Source organism: Myxococcus eversor (genome assembly GCF_010894455.1).
Lineage (GTDB): Bacteria > Myxococcota > Myxococcia > Myxococcales > Myxococcaceae > Myxococcus > Myxococcus eversor.
Map to the genome: position 1 here is coordinate 744,660 of NZ_JAAIXY010000002.1, position 16,512 is coordinate 761,171.

The window sequence follows — 16,512 nt, forward strand, 5'->3', positions numbered from 1 at the left end:
TCATCCATGGCGGGCAGGCCCTTCCTTGCCACAACCGGATGAATGACTCAACGCGGAGGCGGATTTCCCCGCGCCCTGCTTGCATCGAGAGTGCACGCCCCGGGAGTCGAACCCGGCGAAGTCGGTACGTCAGACCGATGCCGTCACCCGCTGGCTCGGCGTGCATGCTGCGGATGGTCCTGGCAGGAATCGAACCTGCGACCTCTCGGTTCGCAACCGAGTGCTCTCATCCCCTGAGCTACAAGACCTGAAGAATCGTGTGATGCCCCGTACGGGAGTCGAACCCGTCTTTCCGCAGTGAAAGTGCGGCGTCCTCCGCCAATAGACGAACGAGGCGACTGGCTGCTGCGCGACTGAAGTGAAGGAGTACCTCGTACGGGAGTCGAACCCGTCTTTCCGCAGTGAGAGTGCGGTGTCCTTCGCCGATAGACGAACGAGGCAACTGGGTACTGCGAGTGAGGGGACCCGGAAAAAGGAAGAGGCCGGGTCCCCTCTGGGAGCCCGGCCTCGGAGAGCCATGCCGCGTCGGTCGACGTGGCGTGGAAGCTCAGAGTCCGGGTGGAGCACCTCGGAAGGAAGCAATCCCCTCCAGGAACTCATCCTCTTCGGAAGCGGTGTCCTGCTCGGTGTTCGCGAACAGCACGGCGATGCCGCGGACAGTGTCGTTCTTGCGCTTGAGATTCATCGGGCTCATCGGATTCACCGTCGGCATGGTCACCGCTCCTTTCGCCGTGGACAGACGCGTCTTCATTTGTCTCCTGACAAGCCGTGTTTCAGCCGTGTTTCACCCGCCCTAACGTCCCCAGGCGGGAGTGCATATCGGCCGCTCCTCCGGGGCACGCGTTGTCACATGGAATATCGTCGACGGCGTCAGCCCCTCGCGCACGGAGGAGGGAGCCGAGCTGAGTGCTACGCGCGCCCCTCCCCGCGGGGTTATCTTCCCCACATGAGGAGGGAGTGGGATGCACGAGGGTGAGGCGGTGGGCGGCTATACGGAGGTGTCTCCCTCGGGCGTCCTGTCGGACCGGGTAGACGCCTTCTGGCGCTTCGTCGCCCCCACTGCCCGGCAAGGAAGCACACCTCCTCGCGTCCACCGGGTGCTCCCCGACGGCTGCACGGACCTCATCGTCCACTTCCGTGACGCCAGCGCCATCGGCCGTGGCGCCGAACCCCGCCTGATGGTGGTCGGCCCCATGGAGCGCTTCGCCCTCGTCGACCTGGAGCCGGGCTCGGTGAACCTCGGCATCCGACTCCGGCCGGGCTGGGCGCTCGCGTTGCTCGGGGTGAGCCCTCGCGAGCTGCGCAACCTGAATGTCCCCGTGGAGGAGTGCGCACCCGCGTTCCGCGCCCTCCATCAGCGACTGGCGTCCTGCCGCTCCGTGGAGCACGCCATGTCCCTGCTGCGAGAGGAAGTGGCGACGCGCAACGCCACCCCTCGCTACCTGCCGAGGGCACGCACCACCTATGCGCTCCAGTGCCTCCAGTCCTCCGCCGGGCAGGTGCGGATGTCCTCGCTCGCCCGCACCCTGGGCATCAGTGAGCGCACCCTGCACCGGGATATCCTGGACGAAGCGGGGGTGGCCCCCAAGCTGCTCGCCCGGGTGCTCCGCTTCCAGCGGGCCGTGGCCCGCCTGCGCACGGGGCAGCAGGACCTGAGCACCCTGGCGCTCGACTGCGGCTACTCGGACCAGGCGCACTTCACCCGCGAGGTTCGCGAGCTGGCGGGAGTGTCCCCCACCGGGCTGCTGGAATAAGTCCTGTCCGAATTCTTCAAGACGCTCCGGCGAGGCCGTGAGAGACCCACGTCATCCGGCAGCCCCTCACCTTCGCCTCGGAGCGTTCCCATGCAGCTCGGCTATGTCATCCTCTACGTCCCGGATGTGCCCGCCACCATCGCCTTCTATGAGATGGCGTTCGGCTTGAAGCGGCGCTTCATCCACGAGAGCAACATGTACGGTGAGCTGGAGACGGGCACCACGGCCCTGGCCTTCGCGTCGGAGGAGATGGCGGCCCAGAATGGCCTCACCGTGCGCTTCCATCGGCCGAAGGAGACCGCCACCGCGGTGGAGGTGGCGCTCGTCACTCCGGACGTCGCGGCCGCCTTCCAGCGCTCGGTGCAGTCAGGCGCGAGCCCCGTCCATCCACCCAAGCAGAAGCCCTGGGGACAGACGGTGGCCTACGTGAAGGACCTCAACGGCGTGCTGGTGGAGATCTGCTCCCCCATCTCCGCCTGAGGTGAATGGAATCGCCGGGAATCGAACCCGGACCGCTCGGACGCCAGCCGAGTGCTCTCCCGTTAAGCCACGATCCCTGAAGGGGTGCTGCCAGCGCTCCGACAGGGAATCGAACCCTGTTCACACGGTAGACGGCCGTGCTGCGATCCAATCGCATCCCGGAGCAAAAACGAACGACACATCTGGATGACAGGATTTGAACCTGCGGCCTCACGGATCCGAACCGTGCGCTCTGGCCAGACTGAGCTACATCCAGGAAACCCACTTCCACTGCGTGCGACGAGTCGGGACGACTGGATTCGAACCAGCGACCTCACGCACCCCAAGCGTGCGCTCTATTCCAAGCTGAGCTACGTCCCGAAACCACCATGCCGCGAGCGGGATTCGAACCCGCAACCTCTGCATTCTGAGAGCAGCGCCTCTACCAGGTTGGGCTACCGCGGCGTTTGAGACAGACACAACGACAACGACTGCAATTGAGTGGAGCCGCCGGGATTCGAACCCGGGACCGCTCGGATGCGAACCGAGTGCTCTCCCGCTGAGCTACGACCCCATGAATGTCTTGAAAGCAGCCTGCGGGATTTGAACCCGCGTCGTCCTGAGTGGCGCTCAGGTGCCTCGCCTCTCGGCCAAGGCTGCGTGTGCTGGTGCTGGTGCGTGCCCGGAAAATGAGAAGGGCCGGGTTCCCTCTGAGGGAGCCCGGCCCTGCCTGCCGTGCCACGTTCGAGAACGGGCGCGGAAGAGTCAGGTTCCGGGCGGACGACCGCCGTCGGTATCACCCAGCGGGGCTGGGGCAAGAGCGGTGGCAAGGGCGACGGGCGCGAGCGCGTCGATGCCGCTGACAGTGTCGTTCAGAATCTCGGGGTTCATCGGGCTCGTCAGGTTCGTCGTCGTCATGGTCACCGCTCCTTTCACCGAGAAATGACGCGCGGATATTTCATCCCTGACATGCGAGTGTTTTCAGCGACACCCTCGCCGCCCCGTGGCTGCTGACCGGGGCCCAGGTTCAGGATATGAGTCAGGACGAAGCCCGCGCCGCTTCCCCCCTGGCCGGAGGGGTCGCCGACGTCGGGGTGAGACCCCCTCGGATGAAGACCCCCCTCCCCCTCGCCCTGGCCGCCCTGCTCGCTCTCATCGGCTGCGCGGTGGACGACGCGCCGTCCATCTGCAACTTCCCAGCGACAGAGGAAGTGCCGGGCATCGACCCGCTGCTCGTCCCGGTAGGAGCGCCCGCGGCGATGCGCGTGGACATCGCCACCCGGACCTTGCAGTGCGAGAGCGGCAAGACGGCCCAGGCCCCCGACACCGCCACCGCGGAGGTCTTCGACCCGGAGAACCGCGTCACGCCCTCCCAGGTCTCCCTCCAGGCGGCGGGCACCGTGGCCACGCTGAGCTTCACGCCCACCGTCGTGGGTCGGCACCACGTCATCCTCGCCTTCACTCCCGTGGGCGGCATCCGGCAGCTCGGCGTCTACGCGGCGAGCCGCTGGGCGGGCGCCTCCTCCCCTGTCACCCTGCCCCTGCCCCGATGTGGCCAGCTCGAGCGCACCACCCATGGTCTGTGGCTGTGTGACGGAGTCGCCCTGCGCGGCCCCTCGGACCGGCCCTTGCGGCTGGGCACCGGCTCCACGGCTCCCGACGTGGCCGTGTCGGGCAACGTCGTCTGGGTGGTGGGAGATGGGCGGGTGCGCCGGTACGTGGATACGGGCTCCGAATTGGAGCTGACGGGCTCGCTGCTGCTGAGCACGATGCCGGGCGTGAAGGCCATCCAGTCCCGGCTGGCCTCGGAGAACGAACTGGTGGTGCTGGACACCGAGTCCCTGCACCGCTTCGTCTTCACCGACAAGGCGGTGCTCGAGGCCCCCGCTCCCACGGCCTGGGCACCCGGGCGATCTCGCATCCCGTTTGGCCTGGACAGCACGGTGGGGCTGCTGGTGCGCGCGGCGGAGGACCGGGTGCTGGTGGTGAGCCTGTCCGGGTCGACCGACAGCACGGCCTGCGCCTTCAAGCTCGGCGCGGACGGAGCCTTCCTGTCGGAGGGCGTGCTCTGCGCCCCCGTGCGCGGCAGGCCCGTGGGACTGGAGGCCGGCAGCCTGTGGACCCAGGTCGGCGCCAACGTCCCCACGGGGAACTCCGGACGCATGCTGCATCGCTGGGGCATCTCCGAGGGACACCTCGACGAGCAGAACGCGCTCATCCTGGATGCCTCCATCGCCGTGGCCGACGCGTCCTTCCGCGGGGGCTTCACCATCCCCGCCCTGTACTCCGTCCCCCGGAACGACACGCCGCTGACACGGCCGAGAGTCCTCCCGGGCAGGTCCGCGCTGGGGCTGGAGCTGATGCCCACCGACATGCCGCTCGCCGAGGGCGCCCGCTCCACCTCGCCCCGCTTCCACTGGGGCGGCGACTCACGCCCGACTGTCGGATTCACCACCGTCTACGAGCAGGCCGCGCCCTGACCCGCCTGGCCGAGCCCCGGAAGTGACTCCCTGGAGCTCCCACGAACCGTCCTCCGCCCTGAACCGGTGACAGGTTCGGAAAAAGCGCGAGGAGATGGTTGCCTGCCTCTCGCAGTGCCCTCCGTGCGGGTGTAGAGAGGCCGGCGCGTCGCGACTGGCCGCGCGCTCCCACCGTCGGAGGCGAGCCCCATGATGGACAGCCCTCTCAGCGCCTCGCTCTCCATGGAGGAGCTCCATGAAGCGTGGCCGGTGCTCTCCATCGACGAGCGCCTGGAGGGCTTCCGCCTCTTGCCGTCCGCGGTGGCGGACGACTTCTTCCTCGCCCTGTCCGCGCGCGAGCAGGCGGAACTCATCCTCCACCTCCCGACATCGGAGCGGCGCACGTGGGTGCGGCTGCTGCCCCCCGACGACCTGGCGGACCTGGTGCAGGCGGTGGAGCCGGAAGCGGCCGACGCCATCCTCGCGCAGCTCGACGATGCCAGCCGGCGCGAGGTCAACGTGCTGTTGGCCTACGCGGAGGACGACGCCGGCGGTCTGATGAACCCGCGCTTCGCGCGCGTGCGGCCGGACATGACCATCGACGAGGCCATCGGCTACCTGCGCAAGCAAGCGCGGGAGAAGGTGGAGACCGTCTACTACGCCTACGCGCTGGACACGGAGCAGCGCCTGCAGGGCGTGCTCTCGCTGCGCCAGCTCTTCCAGGCCGCCAGCGACAAGAAGGTCGCGGACGTCATGCACCATGACGTCATCACCGTGTCGGAGAACACGGACCAGGAAGTGGTGAGCCAGCTCTTCGCCGAGCACGGCTTCATGGCCCTGCCCGTGCTCGACGAGCAGAACCGGATGAAGGGCATCGTCACGGTGGACGACATCGTCGACGTCGTCCAGGAAGAGGCCACCGAGGACATCCAGAAGGTCGGCGGCATGGAGGCCCTGGAGGCCCCCTACTTCGACGTCGGCTTCTTCGGCATGTTGAAGAAGCGCATCGGCTGGCTGCTCGTCCTCTTCCTCGGACAGATGCTCACCGCCACGGCCATGAGCAGCTTCGAGGGCGCGATTCAGCGCGCCGTGGTGCTCAGCCTCTTCGTGCCGCTCATCATCTCCTCCGGCGGCAACTCCGGCAGCCAGGCCTCCACGCTCATCATCCGCGCGCTGGCGCTGGGTGAGATGCGGCTGAAGGACTGGTGGCGCGTGGCGCGGCGAGAGGTGCTCTCCGGCCTGGTGCTGGGCTTCGTGCTGGGCGCGGTGGGCCTGGGTCGCATCGTGGTGTGGCAGGAGGTGTCCGGCGCCTATGGCGAGCACGCCTTCCTGCTGGGCTGCGCGGTGGCGCTCTCCGTGCTGGGCGTGGTGACGTTCGGCACGCTCGCGGGCTCCATGCTGCCCCTGGTGCTGCGCCGCTTCGGGTTCGACCCCGCGAGCGCCTCCGCGCCCTTCGTGGCCACGCTGGTGGACGTCAGCGGCGTGGTCATCTACTTCACCGTCGCCAGCCTCCTGCTGCGCGGCACGCTGCTCTAGCTAGAGGCGCGAGCCCCAGCCCGCGCGGGAGGCCCGGTCATGATTCGCACCACCCTTCGGCGCACCCTCACCCTGGAGGCCCCGGAGTCACCGGGCCGCGCCGCGCACGTCTCCGCAGCCAGTGGACTGGTGCGCGTGGGCGAGTGGCTGCACGTCGTCGCGGACGACTCGCTGCACCTGGCGACGTTCTCCGTGCGCGGCGATGCTCCGGGGCGCCTGTCGCGACTCTTCGCCGGTGAGCTGCCGGAGGAGCCCCAGGCGCGCAAGGCGGCCAAGCCGGACCTGGAGGTGCTCTGTGTGCTGGGTCCGCTCGCGGGCGCGCCTCATGGGGCATTGCTGGCGTTGCCATCGGGTTCCTCGCCCGTTCGAGTGGTCGGAGTGGTGCTGCCCTTGAACGCGGAGGGCGCGCTCGCGGGTGCGCCGCGCACGGTGGACTGCTCGGCGCTGTATCAGCAGATTGGGCGGGAGCTGGGCTCGCTCAACATCGAGGGCGCGGCGGTGGTGGGCGGACGGCTGCGGCTGTTGCAGCGAGGCAATGGCGACGCGGGCGTGGACGCGCTGGTGGACCTGGACCGCGAGCGCGCGCTGCGTGGAATCGAAGTGGGCGCGCTGGGGCCGGAGGTGCTGCGCACGATTGCTCGATGGGAGCTGGGGCGCTCGGGCGGAGTGAGGCTGTCCTTCACGGATGCGTCACCGCTGCCGGACGGGCGGCTCGTGTTCACCGCGACGGCCGAGGACACTCGAAATGCGTACGCGGATGGGCCGGTGGCGGGCTCCGCGGTGGGACTGCTGGCACCGGATGGGACGCCGCTGTTCCTGGACTCGGTGGACGCGAAGGTGAAGCTGGAGGGCGTGGACGCGCGAGTGGAGGGCGGACGCGTGCACCTGCTGTTGGTGGCGGACGCGGATGACCCCGCGGTGGCGGCGCCCTTGCTGGAAGCGGTGCTGGACGTACCGGCGTAGGCGCCCTGGACGGGCCCCTTCGTCAGTCGTGCTCGTGCGCGGCTTCTTCGGGCCTGCCGCCCACGGCCTCGAGCGAGGAGCGCGCGGGACGGGCCCGGTCGAAGGCCACCTCGCGCTCGCCCACGCCCTCCGCCGTGGTGTTGGCGATGCGCTTGCGTGCCCGGGCGATGTAGTCCTGCACGAGCACCGGGTCCGGGTGCGTCTTCAACGTCTCCACCCAGGTCTCGATGGCCTTCTCGTGCTCACCGGCGTCCGAGCGCAGCTTGCCCATCTCGAAGAGGGCGTGCGGCGACAGCTCCGAGTCCGGGAAGCGGGTGCGCAGGTCCGCGAAGGCGCGCGAGGCCTCCTGACGACGGCCCTCCATCATCGCGATGGCCTGGGCCTGGAGGAACAGCGTGTCGTCCACGAAGACGCTGGTGGCGAAGCGCTCGACGAGGCGACGCGTCTCCAGCTCGCACTGCTGATAGTCGCCCAGCTCGAAGTAGAGCTTGGCCACCTGGTAGTGCAGCTCGGCGCCCTGGGGCGGGTTGCGCTGGAGCGCGGCGGTGAGCTGGTCGATGGCGCCGCGCAGGTCGCGGTAGTGCACGCGCAGCAGCTCCGCGAGGATGATGCGCGCCTCCAGCGCCTCGGGAGACTCCGGGCACTGCTGGATGAGCTCGCGGTAGACTCCCACGGCCTCCTTCACCTTGCGCTGCTCCAGCCAGTAGACGTCCGCGGCGCCCTTCAGCGAGCGGGCGCGCAGCACGAGCGCCTCCGGCGTGCTGTCGTGGCGCAACATGTCGAACGCCTTGCGGTATTCGACGAGGGCCTCATCGGGACGCTTCTCGTAGATGGCGTCGCGGGCTCGCTGGAGGTGGTCCACCGGCTTGTCGCGACGACACCCGGCGCTGGCCAGGGCCAGGGCCACGAGCGCGAACCGGAGCGCCCGCACTAGCACTTCTCCGGGGTGACGGTGACGCAGCGCGAATCCTCGCAGCTCACGCACTCGGCGATGGGCGACACGTCGGTGGTGCATACGTCGACGCGGGAGGTGCGTGGGCAATCCTCCGACGTGACACACCGGTAGACGCTCCCGTCTTCACGGGTGATGTCCTGGGCCGTGGAGCCGCAGACTTCCAGGTCGTTGCATCCCAGCAACCCCGCCCCGATGGCGGCGAGGACTGCGCGCGCGGTGCGTCTCACGGCGCCGGTTCTACCTTTATTCGCCCACGCCGTCACGGAACGGTGCGCCTGCCCGCCTGCCCAGTGGAAACCCTTGCGACCTGGCTCCACAGGGGGTGAAGCCCGAAAAACAAGCGTGTCATGAACTACCCGGCGCCTGCGTGGTAGGATTTGGCTCGGGGCTGGCGTGGTGCAGCGAGGTCCTTCAGTGTTCCGGGCCCGATGAAGGTCATCCACTTCTACAGCGTCACCGACGAATACGGCTGGTGCTCGAACTTCGCGCCCTACCCCATCAAACTGGGCGGCAAGACGTGGCCCACCAGCGAGCACTACTTCCAGGCCCGGAAGTTCGAGGACCCCACGGACGAGGAAGCCGTCCGACAGGCTCGCACTCCGATGCTCGCGGCCCGTCTTGGCAGGGACCGCAAACGCAAGCTTCGACGGGACTGGGAGTCCACCAAGGTCTCCGTGATGCGCGAGGCCGTGCGCGCCAAGTTCACCCAACACGAGGACCTCACCCGACTCCTGCTGGAGACCGGCGACGCGAAGCTCGTCGAGCACACCGACCAGGATGACTACTGGGGCGACGGTGGAGACGGCAGCGGCAAGAACATGCTGGGCCGCATCCTCATGGAGATTCGACAGGAACTGCTCGCACGTTAGGGCAGGTCCCACTTCCGAGCCCCGCTGACTCCATGAGTGCGCGGCTCCATCACCAGCCCTCGCGAGAGCCCACCGCGAAGAAGACGCTGACGACCACTGCCCCCAGCGCCAACACGGACAACGCGCCCGCCCACCGCGTCCCTGGAGGCGTCGCGTGCTCACGCTTCCACACTCGCGCGAGCCACAGCCCCACCACGCCCCCAGCGAGGGCTCCACCGACGTGCGCCGCGAAATCAACCGCGTTTCCCGTGCGCGACATGGCGATGGGAATCAACGACGGCACCAACAACTGCATCGCCATCATCTGAACCTCCACCCGGCCCTGCCCCGTCGGCAGGCGTCGGCTCACCGCCAGCACCGCCGCCAGAAGCCCCATCAGCGCTCCCGACGCTCCCACCGACACCACTGAGTCCCCATGGAGCGCCATCGACAACGCTCCGCCCCCGAGCGCACTCACGACGAGCAGGAGGCCCAGCCACGTCCGGCCCACCATGCTCTCCAACACCGTCGCGCCAAACCAGAGACAGAAGCCGTTGAGCAGCAGGTGGATGAGGTCTCCGTGCAGCAGCGGCGCGAGGAACAGCCGCCACCACTGGCCGTGCTCCAACACCAACCTCGAGGACAGACCTCCCAACGCCACCAACGTCTCGATGCCCGGCGCGAGCAGCCCCGTGCCCGGCGCGCCCACGGCGAAGAGTTGCTCAGCCGCGAAGGCCAGCGCCAGCGACACCAGCAACGCCACCGTCAACACCGGCGCGCGCTCGGGTGCCTCGGCGACCTCGTCCTCTGACTCTTCCACCCGACGCGGTTGCTGGACCAGCCCTCGCACATGGCCCCGAGACACCATCGCGCGTCGCCACGTGTTCGCCCACACCTCGCCAGATGCCGTGTCCACGTGCATCGCGTGCAGGTGGACCTTGTTGAACAGGCCGAGCCGCAGACGCTCCAGTCGCTCCCGGTCCTCCAGTGTCACGGGCCCGCGTCCCACTTCGATGAACTGCAAGCCCACGGGCAACTTCGTTCCACTCACCGTCCCCGAGTAGTGCAGACACGCCTTGCCCACGCGCTCCAGCACCGGAGTCTCCAGAGTGAAACGCCGCGAGGGCTCACGCTCCCGGTCCACGATGCACACGATGACGCACGAGTACCCATCCGAGTACGTGAGCACCGCGTCCGATACGTCGACCAGCTCCGCTGCCTCGGGATGCGTGCCGGGCTCGAAGCCCTTGTCGGCCATCAACCTCCGCGCCAGGTACTCCGCGAACGAGGGCGCGGAGGGCATCTCTCCCATCGGCGCTTCAGCGACAGGGGCCTGCTCGGAGGATGGCGGCGACACGGCGGCTCCTTTCCCTGCCCAGGCCGACGAGCCTGCACGACATGCCCGCATTCACGCCAGTCGCCCCACCCCTCCGCCACTCATCCCGCTCCCGAACCGCTCATGGAGTATCCGGGGCTCCCGGCCGCGCCACACGTACCTTCCTTCCCGTCAGACGCCGCCCTCCTGGCGGTGTCCTTCTCGCGGAGGTCCTCCATGTCCCGTGCCCTGCTCCTGGTGGCGTTCGTCGCCGTGCCCCTGCTCTTCGGTTGCGCCACCACCTCCAGCGCCAGCAGCACCACCACTCATCCCGCGCCCTTCGCGGTGAAGCGCTCCGGCAAGGGCCAGCCCGTGTTGTTCATCCCCGGTCTCGCCTCCTCGGGCGAGGTCTGGGACGAGACCGTCGCCAAGCTCCAGAGCCAATACGACTGCCACGTCTTCACCCTCGCGGGCTTCGCGGGCCAGCCCTCGGTCCCCTCGCCCTTCATGCCCACCATGCGTCGCGCGCTCGCCGAGTACATCCGCTCGCAAGGCCTGAAGAAGCCCATCGTCGTCGGACACAGCCTGGGCGGTGTGCTGGCGCTCGGCCTCGCCGCCGACGCACCCGACCTGGTGGGCGGCGTCTTCATCGTGGACAGCGTGCCCTTCCTGCCCGCCCTGCTGTATCCGGGCGCCACCGCCGAGAGCTCGAAGCCTTTCGCCGACCAGTTCCGCGTCCAGGCCCGCATGCAGACGGTGGAGCAGCGCAACGCGTCCTCGCGCCAGGTACTCCAAATCTATATCTCCGATGAAGCACGCCGCGAGGTCGCCGCGCGCTGGGGCGCCGACTCGGACCCGGAGACGGTGACGCAGGCGGTGTACGAGATGAGCATCACCGACCTGCGCCCGGAGCTCTCTCGCATCACCGCGCCCACCCAGGTGCTCGGCTCCTGGATTGCCCTTCAGGGCCGCGTCCCTCGCGAGGCGGTGGAGGCCAACTATCGCGGCCAGTACCAGAACCTCCCCACCGTGCGTCTCGCCATGCACGACACGGCTCGGCACTTCATCATGTGGGACGACCCCCAGGGCTTCCTCGCCACGCTGGAGTCCTTCCTGAAGACCACCGCTGCCTCGGCGAGCATGGAGTCCCAGCGCTGAGCGTGGTGAAGTCAGGCCCTCACGAAGGCAGGAACACGCATGTCATCCCGACGCGCCAAGGTGTACGTGGCCTGCCAGGTGGGCGGCTGGGGTCTCTACGGCCTCGTGAACATCCTGCTGGGCCTCCTCACGGTGGTGGCCCTGTCGCGAGGCGCTGAACAACTGCTGCCTCGCTCGCTGTGGACTCTCGCGATGAGCCTCTCGGGCGGAGTCATCACGCACTTCGCTCGAGCCCCGCTGAACCTTCGCGCGTGGGTCCAACTCCCGCTGCTTCGCCTGGCCCCGCGCGTCCTCCTCACGAGCGTGGGGCTGGGCGCCCTCCAGCAGGCCGTGGGCCTCTTCCTGGCCTACCCCGTGCTCGGCATCTACAAGCGCGAGGACTTCTCCTTCGCCTTCGCCATCACCGGCGTCTCGTTCTGGTCCGTGGTGATGCTGATGTGGCTGCTCACCTGGTTCGCCGTCCACTTCGTCGAGCGGACCCGCACCGTGGAGCGCGAGCGCTGGCAGCAAGAGGCCGCGGCCCAGACCGCGGAGCTGCGCTTCCTCAAGGCCCAGCTCCAGCCACACTTCCTCTTCAACTGTCTCAACAGCGTCCGCGCCCTCATCGTCGAGGACCCCGTCCGCGCGCAGCAGGCCGTGACGCGCCTGTCCTCCCTGCTCCGCCATGCCCTCGCCGCGCGCGGTCCCGAGACGGTGCCCCTGTCCCAGGAGCTCCAGGTGGTGCGTGACTACCTGAGCCTGGAGGCCATCCGCCTCGATGAGCGCCTTCGCGTGCGCGAGGACGTGGCCCCGGCTGCGCTCGACGTCCCCGTGCCCGCCATGCTCGTCCAGACGCTGGTGGAGAACGCCATCAAGCACGGCATCGCCCAGACTCCCGAAGGTGGCGAGGTCAGCCTGCTCGCCCACGTGCACGAAGGCGCGCTGCTGTTGGAAGTCGCCAACACCGCCGCGCCGTTCGGCACTCCCGCCGCGCCCCACTCCAACGGCGTGGGCCTCCACAACGCGAGCGAGCGGCTGCGCCTGCTGTGCGGCGCCCACGCCTCGCTCCAGCTCGACCAGACCCACGCGGCGCTCACCACGGCGCGCGTCCGGATACCGCTGCCCTCATGAGAGTCCTCATCGTCGACGACGAACGACTGGCCCGCGCCGAGCTGCGCCGACTGCTCGCGGCCTTCCCGGACGTGGAGGTGGTGGGTGAAGCCACGCATGTGGACGATGCCTGCCGACAGGTGGAGGCCCTGGAGCCGGACCTGCTCCTGCTCGACATCCAGATGCCAGGTGGCACGGGCTTCGACGTGTTGGCCCGACTCGACGAGCCTCCGGATGTCATCTTCACCACCGCGTACGACGCCCACGCGGTGCGCGCGTTCTCCGTCAACGCGCTCGACTACCTGCTCAAACCCATCGAACCGGAGCGGCTCGCCGAGGCCCTGGAGCGCGTGCGCCAGCGCGGCGGCCCGGCGTCTCACGCGCCTTCACGCACCCCGGACGCATCCCTGGAGCGGGTCTTCGTGCGAGACGGTGAACGCTGCTGGCTGGTGCAGCTCGCGCAGGTGCCGCTCATCACCTCCGAGGGCAACTACGCCCGGCTGCACCTGGAGGGACATCAGCCGCTGCTCTTGCGCTCGCTGAGCTACCTGGAAGAGAAGCTGGACCCGGCGCGCTTCTTCCGCGCCAGCCGTCAGCACCTCATCAACCTCGACTTCGTCGAGTCCCTGGAGCCCGGTACCGGAGGCACGCTGGTCGCGCGCCTGCGCGGAGGCACCGAGGTGGAGATGTCACGCCGTCAGTCCCAGCGCTTCCGCGAGCGCATGAGCCTGTGAGGCACGCGTCAGTTCGCGCCCTGCTTGTGCTTGGACGACTTGCCGGAGGTGAGCACCGTGTCCACCGCGGCCACGCTGCTGCGGCGCCGCATCTGAGTCACTCGCTCCTCCATCTTCTCGTAGTGCTTCATGCGCGCCAGCATGTGCGGTTCCGACGTCTGACAATGCAGCTGCGTCACCTCCTGGTGACGACGCCCCATCTCCTGCCACGTCTGGAGCATGGCCTGGTTGCCGAGGAGCCGCTCCTCGACGTCGTCCAGCACCGCGTCCAGCTGCTCGGCCTCCGCCTCCAACACCGCGAGCCGCTCCTGGGACTCCTCGGAGGGCGTGGAGCACCCCGTGGTCACCGAGAGGCCCACCACCACCACCGACAGCCCGAGCCACCTCTGCATCCCCACATCGCCTCCCACGTGTCTCGCGCCGTCCGCCGGCCTCATGCGCGAAGCCCAAACTAGGGAGGCACCCCTGACGCGACAACCCGTGCGGGCAAGCGACCCGGCAGACTTTTCAGGAAGTAACGATTCCCAACACCGAGGCTCGGGTTGGCGGAGGCACCGACGCCCCGGTTTCACTCCTGGGGAACCGTCGCATGTACGCGCAGCACCGTGAGCATCGCCCACCAGCCGAGAACAGGCCCCGCGCCCGCGCCGATGACGGGAACAGGAAAGTTCCCGAAGAACGTCGAGCCCACCAATGCGGCGAAATACAGGACGAAGGCGACGCCCAGTCGCGCGGTCCGCGAATCCCGACTCCACGCCGCGAGGAGTCCGGGGAGCAACAACCCCGCCACGGCGGCTACCGCCAAGAACACCCCGAGCGCTCCTCGCGACACGATGAGCATGAGGATGCGCTCCACATGGTCGAGCGGCTCCAACGGGTCGCTCCGTGTCCAGGTGACGACCGCGAGCCCCAGCAACACCACGGCGATGGGGATGCCCACGCGCCTGTTCGCGAAGTCGCCGCCCACCAGCAACGGCAGCGCCGCGAGCGCGAGCGCCGTGGCCTGTGAGGCATCCGGCTGCAGCAGGTGAAGCCCCTGCACCAACACCATGAGCCCACACGCGAGCCACCGAGGCCAGGCACCACGCGCCGCGATGCCGAGAAACAGCCACGGCAGGAAGGCCGCGGAGGCGTTGACTCGAACGGGCCCCAGCGACCACCAGCGATGAACGCCCTCCAGCCCCGGCGCGGCCAACGTCGCGGCGATTGCGAGACACGCGAGCACGGGGAGCCCTCGCTCCGCGCGGCGGTGCGACTCCCACGGCCCTCGGGTCAGCAGCAGGAAGCCCGCGCCTCCGACGAGGATGGCCGCGAGGTTCGGAAGGAACGCGGCGGGGCGGACACCGTGCGCGCTCGCCGCGAACAGGCCGACGCAGGACGCGAAGAGGGGAGCGACGAACCACCAGGGCCGGGCGACCTTGTTCACCCGCGCGGACCTATCACATGCAACCCCGCGCTTGCGCCCATGCGAGCACCGAGGCGAATGAAGCGGCGCCTACGTCCGGTGGCGGAGGATGAACTCACACACTTCGCGCGCGGCGCCGAAGCCCGCGGGCTTCTGGGCGACGTAGTGCACCTGCGAGCGCACCTCGTCGGGGGCCTCTGGAGGCGCGGAGGAGAAGCCCACGGCCTTGAGCAGCGGCAGGTCCACCACCTCGTCACCCATGTAGCCGCAGTGCTCGGCGGAGACATTCAGCAGCGCCAGCAGCTTCTCGAAGTGCGCCACCTTGTCCTGACTGCCGAAGTGCACGTGTTTGATTCCCAGCGACTGCATCCGCATCTGCGCGGACAGGCTGTCGCCTCCGGAGATGGCGGCCACCTCGATGCCCACCTCCTGCAGCCGCTTGATGCCCATGCCGTCCCGCACGCTGTACATCTGCGTCCAGCCGGAGTTGGGCACCCAGAAGATGCGGCCGTCGGTGAGCGTCCCGTCGATGTCGAAAATCATCACCGACAGTTGCGCCACCCGCGCCTTGAGCGATTCCAGGTTCTGGTTCATCGCGAGCGGCCTACTTCGGCACGGCCTTGAGCGAGGCCTTGCCGTCCTTGATGACGACCTTGAATTCCACCGCCTTGGCGTTGTGCTGTTTGAGCAACTCCGGCACCTGCTTGCGCAGCGTCGCGGCCACCGACTCGTAGGAGATTTTCGAGGTGTCCTCCTGGCACCGCCGCTTCGCGGTGACATACGCGTCGTACACCGCGCGCAGCTTGTCGTCCGACATGCCGCCGCCTCCCGCCGACGGGGGAGGCTTGGACACCGAAGACGGCGGAGGCACCGTGGCCGGCCTGGGCACCGTCGTCGCACCCGGCACGCCTGTCCTCGCGGGAGGGACGGTGCTCACCGTGCCCGCCGGCTTCGCGGCCATGCCCGGAGGCACTGTCGCGGGGGCCTTCGCTGGCGCGCTCCCCAGCGGCGACGTCACCGTGGGCAGTCCACCGCGCATGGGCGCTCCCGTCACCGGCGCCACCGTGGGCTGTCCTCGCGGCGGCGTTCCAGTCACCGGCGCCACCGTGGGCTGTCCTCGCGGAGGTGTTCCCGTCACTGGCGCCACGGAAGGCATCCCACCGGCGGTCAGCGGCGCCACCCCGGGCACGCTCCCTCGCGACGGAGGCGGCGTGGAGACTGGAGCCACTGCGGGCGTCACGGAGGGCACCGAGGGCGTTCCCCGGAAGGGCGTTCCGACGGACGCGGCGGCGGAAGGCACCTGCGGCTCGTTGGCGGGGCGAGGGCGGAGAATCTCCTCCACCTCCTCGAAGTCCATGTCGGAGATGTCCTCCGGCAGCTCCACCACGCCCTTCTTCGCGTCACTGCTGGAAGACGGGCCGCGCACCTCCGCGCGACGGCGGGCCTTGAACAAGTCCCGCTTGTACGTGCCCGCCTCGATTTCCTGCAGCGTGCGCGCCCAGAGCCTGTCGTACGTGAGGTACTTGCCGTGGATGCTCCCGACGCGGAACTTGGCGGCGGTGCTGCGGATGAAGCCCGTCTTGAGCCGCATCACCCGCTTCTTGAAGTCGTCATGGGCCCGCGTGGGCGGGTGACGCTCGTTGCCCAGGAAGTACTGCTCGTAGAGGTTGCGGAGGATGGCCAGCTCCGCCTCCAGCGCCTCGCACTCCTGGAGCACGGCCTCGCTGGAGCTGCTGTCCGACGGGGCCTGGGACTTTCCAGCGGAGGACTTCGAAGCGGACGACTTCGAAGCGGACGACTGTCGGGCGTCGGAGGGAGGCATGACTCCTCAGAGTGT

General features: G+C 68.8%; 18 protein-coding genes and 10 tRNA genes. 9 read left to right on the forward strand and 19 right to left on the reverse strand.

Translation table 11 applies throughout. The features are described from left to right. Positions 1–91: 91 nt before the first annotated feature. The 5 genes from G4D83_RS06545 to G4D83_RS06565 all read right to left on the reverse strand — a co-directional run bounded on the left by G4D83_RS06545 (position 92) and on the right by G4D83_RS06565 (position 751). Positions 92–164, reverse strand: a tRNA-Val gene (locus G4D83_RS06545). Positions 165–174: 10 nt separating this feature from the next. Continuing rightward, a tRNA-Arg gene (locus G4D83_RS06550) sits at positions 175–248 on the reverse strand. A 15-nt stretch (positions 249–263) separates the two neighbouring features. Beyond that, a tRNA-Glu gene (locus tag G4D83_RS06555) sits at positions 264–336 on the reverse strand. A 31-nt stretch (positions 337–367) separates the two neighbouring features. Next, positions 368–440: transfer RNA gene (locus G4D83_RS06560), tRNA-Glu, on the reverse strand. A gap of 107 nt (positions 441–547) precedes the next feature. Continuing rightward, positions 548–751 (reverse strand): hypothetical protein, encoded by a 204-nt coding sequence (locus G4D83_RS06565; protein WP_163863770.1) that lies wholly within the window; start codon positions 749–751, stop codon positions 548–550. A gap of 211 nt (positions 752–962) precedes the next feature. On the opposite strand from G4D83_RS06565, the gene G4D83_RS06570 reads away from it, so the two are divergent. After that, complete coding sequence (locus G4D83_RS06570) at positions 963–1,754, forward strand: helix-turn-helix transcriptional regulator (RefSeq protein ID WP_163863771.1); 792 nt, start codon at positions 963–965, stop codon at positions 1,752–1,754. Positions 1,755–1,844: 90 nt separating this feature from the next. Further along, a complete protein-coding gene (locus G4D83_RS06575) occupies positions 1,845–2,234 on the forward strand; it encodes a VOC family protein (protein WP_163863772.1) in 390 nt (129 codons plus the stop codon). Positions 2,235–2,240: 6 nt separating this feature from the next. On the opposite strand, the gene G4D83_RS06580 is transcribed toward G4D83_RS06575, so the two are convergent. The 7 genes from G4D83_RS06580 to G4D83_RS45480 form a co-directional block, all read right to left on the reverse strand. Then, positions 2,241–2,311 (reverse strand) — tRNA-Ala (locus G4D83_RS06580). Between the two features lie 104 nt (positions 2,312–2,415). Further along, positions 2,416–2,490 (reverse strand) — tRNA-Pro (locus G4D83_RS06585). Between the two features lie 28 nt (positions 2,491–2,518). Then, a tRNA-Pro gene (locus G4D83_RS06590) sits at positions 2,519–2,594 on the reverse strand. Between the two features lie 9 nt (positions 2,595–2,603). Continuing rightward, positions 2,604–2,678, reverse strand: a tRNA-Leu gene (locus G4D83_RS06595). Between the two features lie 37 nt (positions 2,679–2,715). Then, positions 2,716–2,787, reverse strand: a tRNA-Ala gene (locus G4D83_RS06600). A 14-nt stretch (positions 2,788–2,801) separates the two neighbouring features. Continuing rightward, positions 2,802–2,873: transfer RNA gene (locus tag G4D83_RS06605), tRNA-Gly, on the reverse strand. Between the two features lie 105 nt (positions 2,874–2,978). Next, the gene (locus tag G4D83_RS45480; protein ID WP_176433783.1) at positions 2,979–3,131 is read right to left on the reverse strand and encodes a hypothetical protein; all 153 of its coding nucleotides are present in this window, start codon (positions 3,129–3,131) and stop codon (positions 2,979–2,981) included. Positions 3,132–3,322: 191 nt separating this feature from the next. On the opposite strand from G4D83_RS45480, the gene G4D83_RS06610 reads away from it, so the two are divergent. The 3 genes from G4D83_RS06610 to G4D83_RS06620 all read left to right on the forward strand — a co-directional run bounded on the left by G4D83_RS06610 (position 3,323) and on the right by G4D83_RS06620 (position 7,171). Then, complete coding sequence (locus G4D83_RS06610; RefSeq protein ID WP_163863773.1) at positions 3,323–4,693, forward strand: hypothetical protein; 1,371 nt, start codon at positions 3,323–3,325, stop codon at positions 4,691–4,693. Between the two features lie 189 nt (positions 4,694–4,882). Continuing rightward, complete coding sequence (gene mgtE / locus G4D83_RS06615) at positions 4,883–6,208, forward strand: magnesium transporter (RefSeq protein WP_163863774.1); 1,326 nt, start codon at positions 4,883–4,885, stop codon at positions 6,206–6,208. Positions 6,209–6,247: 39 nt separating this feature from the next. Further along, on the forward strand, positions 6,248–7,171 hold the full coding sequence (locus G4D83_RS06620; protein WP_163863775.1) for a DUF6929 family protein: 924 nt from the start codon (positions 6,248–6,250) through the stop codon (positions 7,169–7,171). A gap of 22 nt (positions 7,172–7,193) precedes the next feature. On the opposite strand, the gene G4D83_RS06625 is transcribed toward G4D83_RS06620, so the two are convergent. Continuing rightward, the gene (locus G4D83_RS06625) at positions 7,194–8,102 is read right to left on the reverse strand and encodes a tetratricopeptide repeat protein (RefSeq protein ID WP_163863776.1); all 909 of its coding nucleotides are present in this window, start codon (positions 8,100–8,102) and stop codon (positions 7,194–7,196) included. After that, positions 8,102–8,353, reverse strand: a complete 252-nt coding sequence (locus G4D83_RS06630) for a hypothetical protein (RefSeq protein ID WP_240356189.1) — start codon at positions 8,351–8,353, stop codon at positions 8,102–8,104. Before G4D83_RS06630 ends, G4D83_RS06625 begins: the two co-directional genes overlap by 1 nt. Positions 8,354–8,554: 201 nt before the next feature. Between G4D83_RS06630 and G4D83_RS06635 the strand changes: the two genes are divergently transcribed. Continuing rightward, on the forward strand, positions 8,555–8,995 hold the full coding sequence (locus G4D83_RS06635; RefSeq protein WP_163863778.1) for an NADAR family protein: 441 nt from the start codon (positions 8,555–8,557) through the stop codon (positions 8,993–8,995). 49 nt (positions 8,996–9,044) lie between these two features. On the opposite strand, the gene G4D83_RS06640 is transcribed toward G4D83_RS06635, so the two are convergent. Next, on the reverse strand, positions 9,045–10,382 hold the full coding sequence (locus tag G4D83_RS06640) for a rhomboid family intramembrane serine protease (protein WP_420826619.1): 1,338 nt from the start codon (positions 10,380–10,382) through the stop codon (positions 9,045–9,047). A 144-nt stretch (positions 10,383–10,526) separates the two neighbouring features. On the opposite strand from G4D83_RS06640, the gene G4D83_RS06645 reads away from it, so the two are divergent. From G4D83_RS06645 to G4D83_RS06655, 3 genes are read left to right on the forward strand one after another with little or no spacing between them, the layout of a single operon-like run. Then, positions 10,527–11,447, forward strand: a complete 921-nt coding sequence (locus tag G4D83_RS06645) for an alpha/beta fold hydrolase (RefSeq protein WP_163863780.1) — start codon at positions 10,527–10,529, stop codon at positions 11,445–11,447. Positions 11,448–11,486: 39 nt separating this feature from the next. Beyond that, positions 11,487–12,557: a sensor histidine kinase gene (locus G4D83_RS06650; protein WP_163863781.1), complete on the forward strand. Its 1,071-nt coding sequence runs from the start codon at positions 11,487–11,489 to the stop codon at positions 12,555–12,557. Continuing rightward, positions 12,554–13,270 (forward strand): LytR/AlgR family response regulator transcription factor, encoded by a 717-nt coding sequence (locus G4D83_RS06655; protein ID WP_163863782.1) that lies wholly within the window; start codon positions 12,554–12,556, stop codon positions 13,268–13,270. Before G4D83_RS06650 ends, G4D83_RS06655 begins: the two co-directional genes overlap by 4 nt. An 8-nt stretch (positions 13,271–13,278) precedes the next feature. On the opposite strand, the gene G4D83_RS06660 is transcribed toward G4D83_RS06655, so the two are convergent. The 4 genes from G4D83_RS06660 to G4D83_RS06675 all read right to left on the reverse strand — a co-directional run bounded on the left by G4D83_RS06660 (position 13,279) and on the right by G4D83_RS06675 (position 16,497). After that, positions 13,279–13,662, reverse strand: coding sequence for a hypothetical protein (locus G4D83_RS06660; protein WP_255203969.1), 384 nt, complete (start codon positions 13,660–13,662; stop codon positions 13,279–13,281). A 176-nt stretch (positions 13,663–13,838) separates the two neighbouring features. After that, positions 13,839–14,696: a hypothetical protein gene (locus tag G4D83_RS06665; protein ID WP_163863784.1), complete on the reverse strand. Its 858-nt coding sequence runs from the start codon at positions 14,694–14,696 to the stop codon at positions 13,839–13,841. 69 nt (positions 14,697–14,765) lie between these two features. Further along, positions 14,766–15,269, reverse strand: coding sequence for a KdsC family phosphatase (locus G4D83_RS06670; protein WP_163863785.1), 504 nt, complete (start codon positions 15,267–15,269; stop codon positions 14,766–14,768). A gap of 10 nt (positions 15,270–15,279) precedes the next feature. After that, the gene (locus tag G4D83_RS06675) at positions 15,280–16,497 is read right to left on the reverse strand and encodes an MXAN_5187 C-terminal domain-containing protein (protein ID WP_163863786.1); all 1,218 of its coding nucleotides are present in this window, start codon (positions 16,495–16,497) and stop codon (positions 15,280–15,282) included. Between the last annotated feature and the right edge of the window lie 15 nt (positions 16,498–16,512).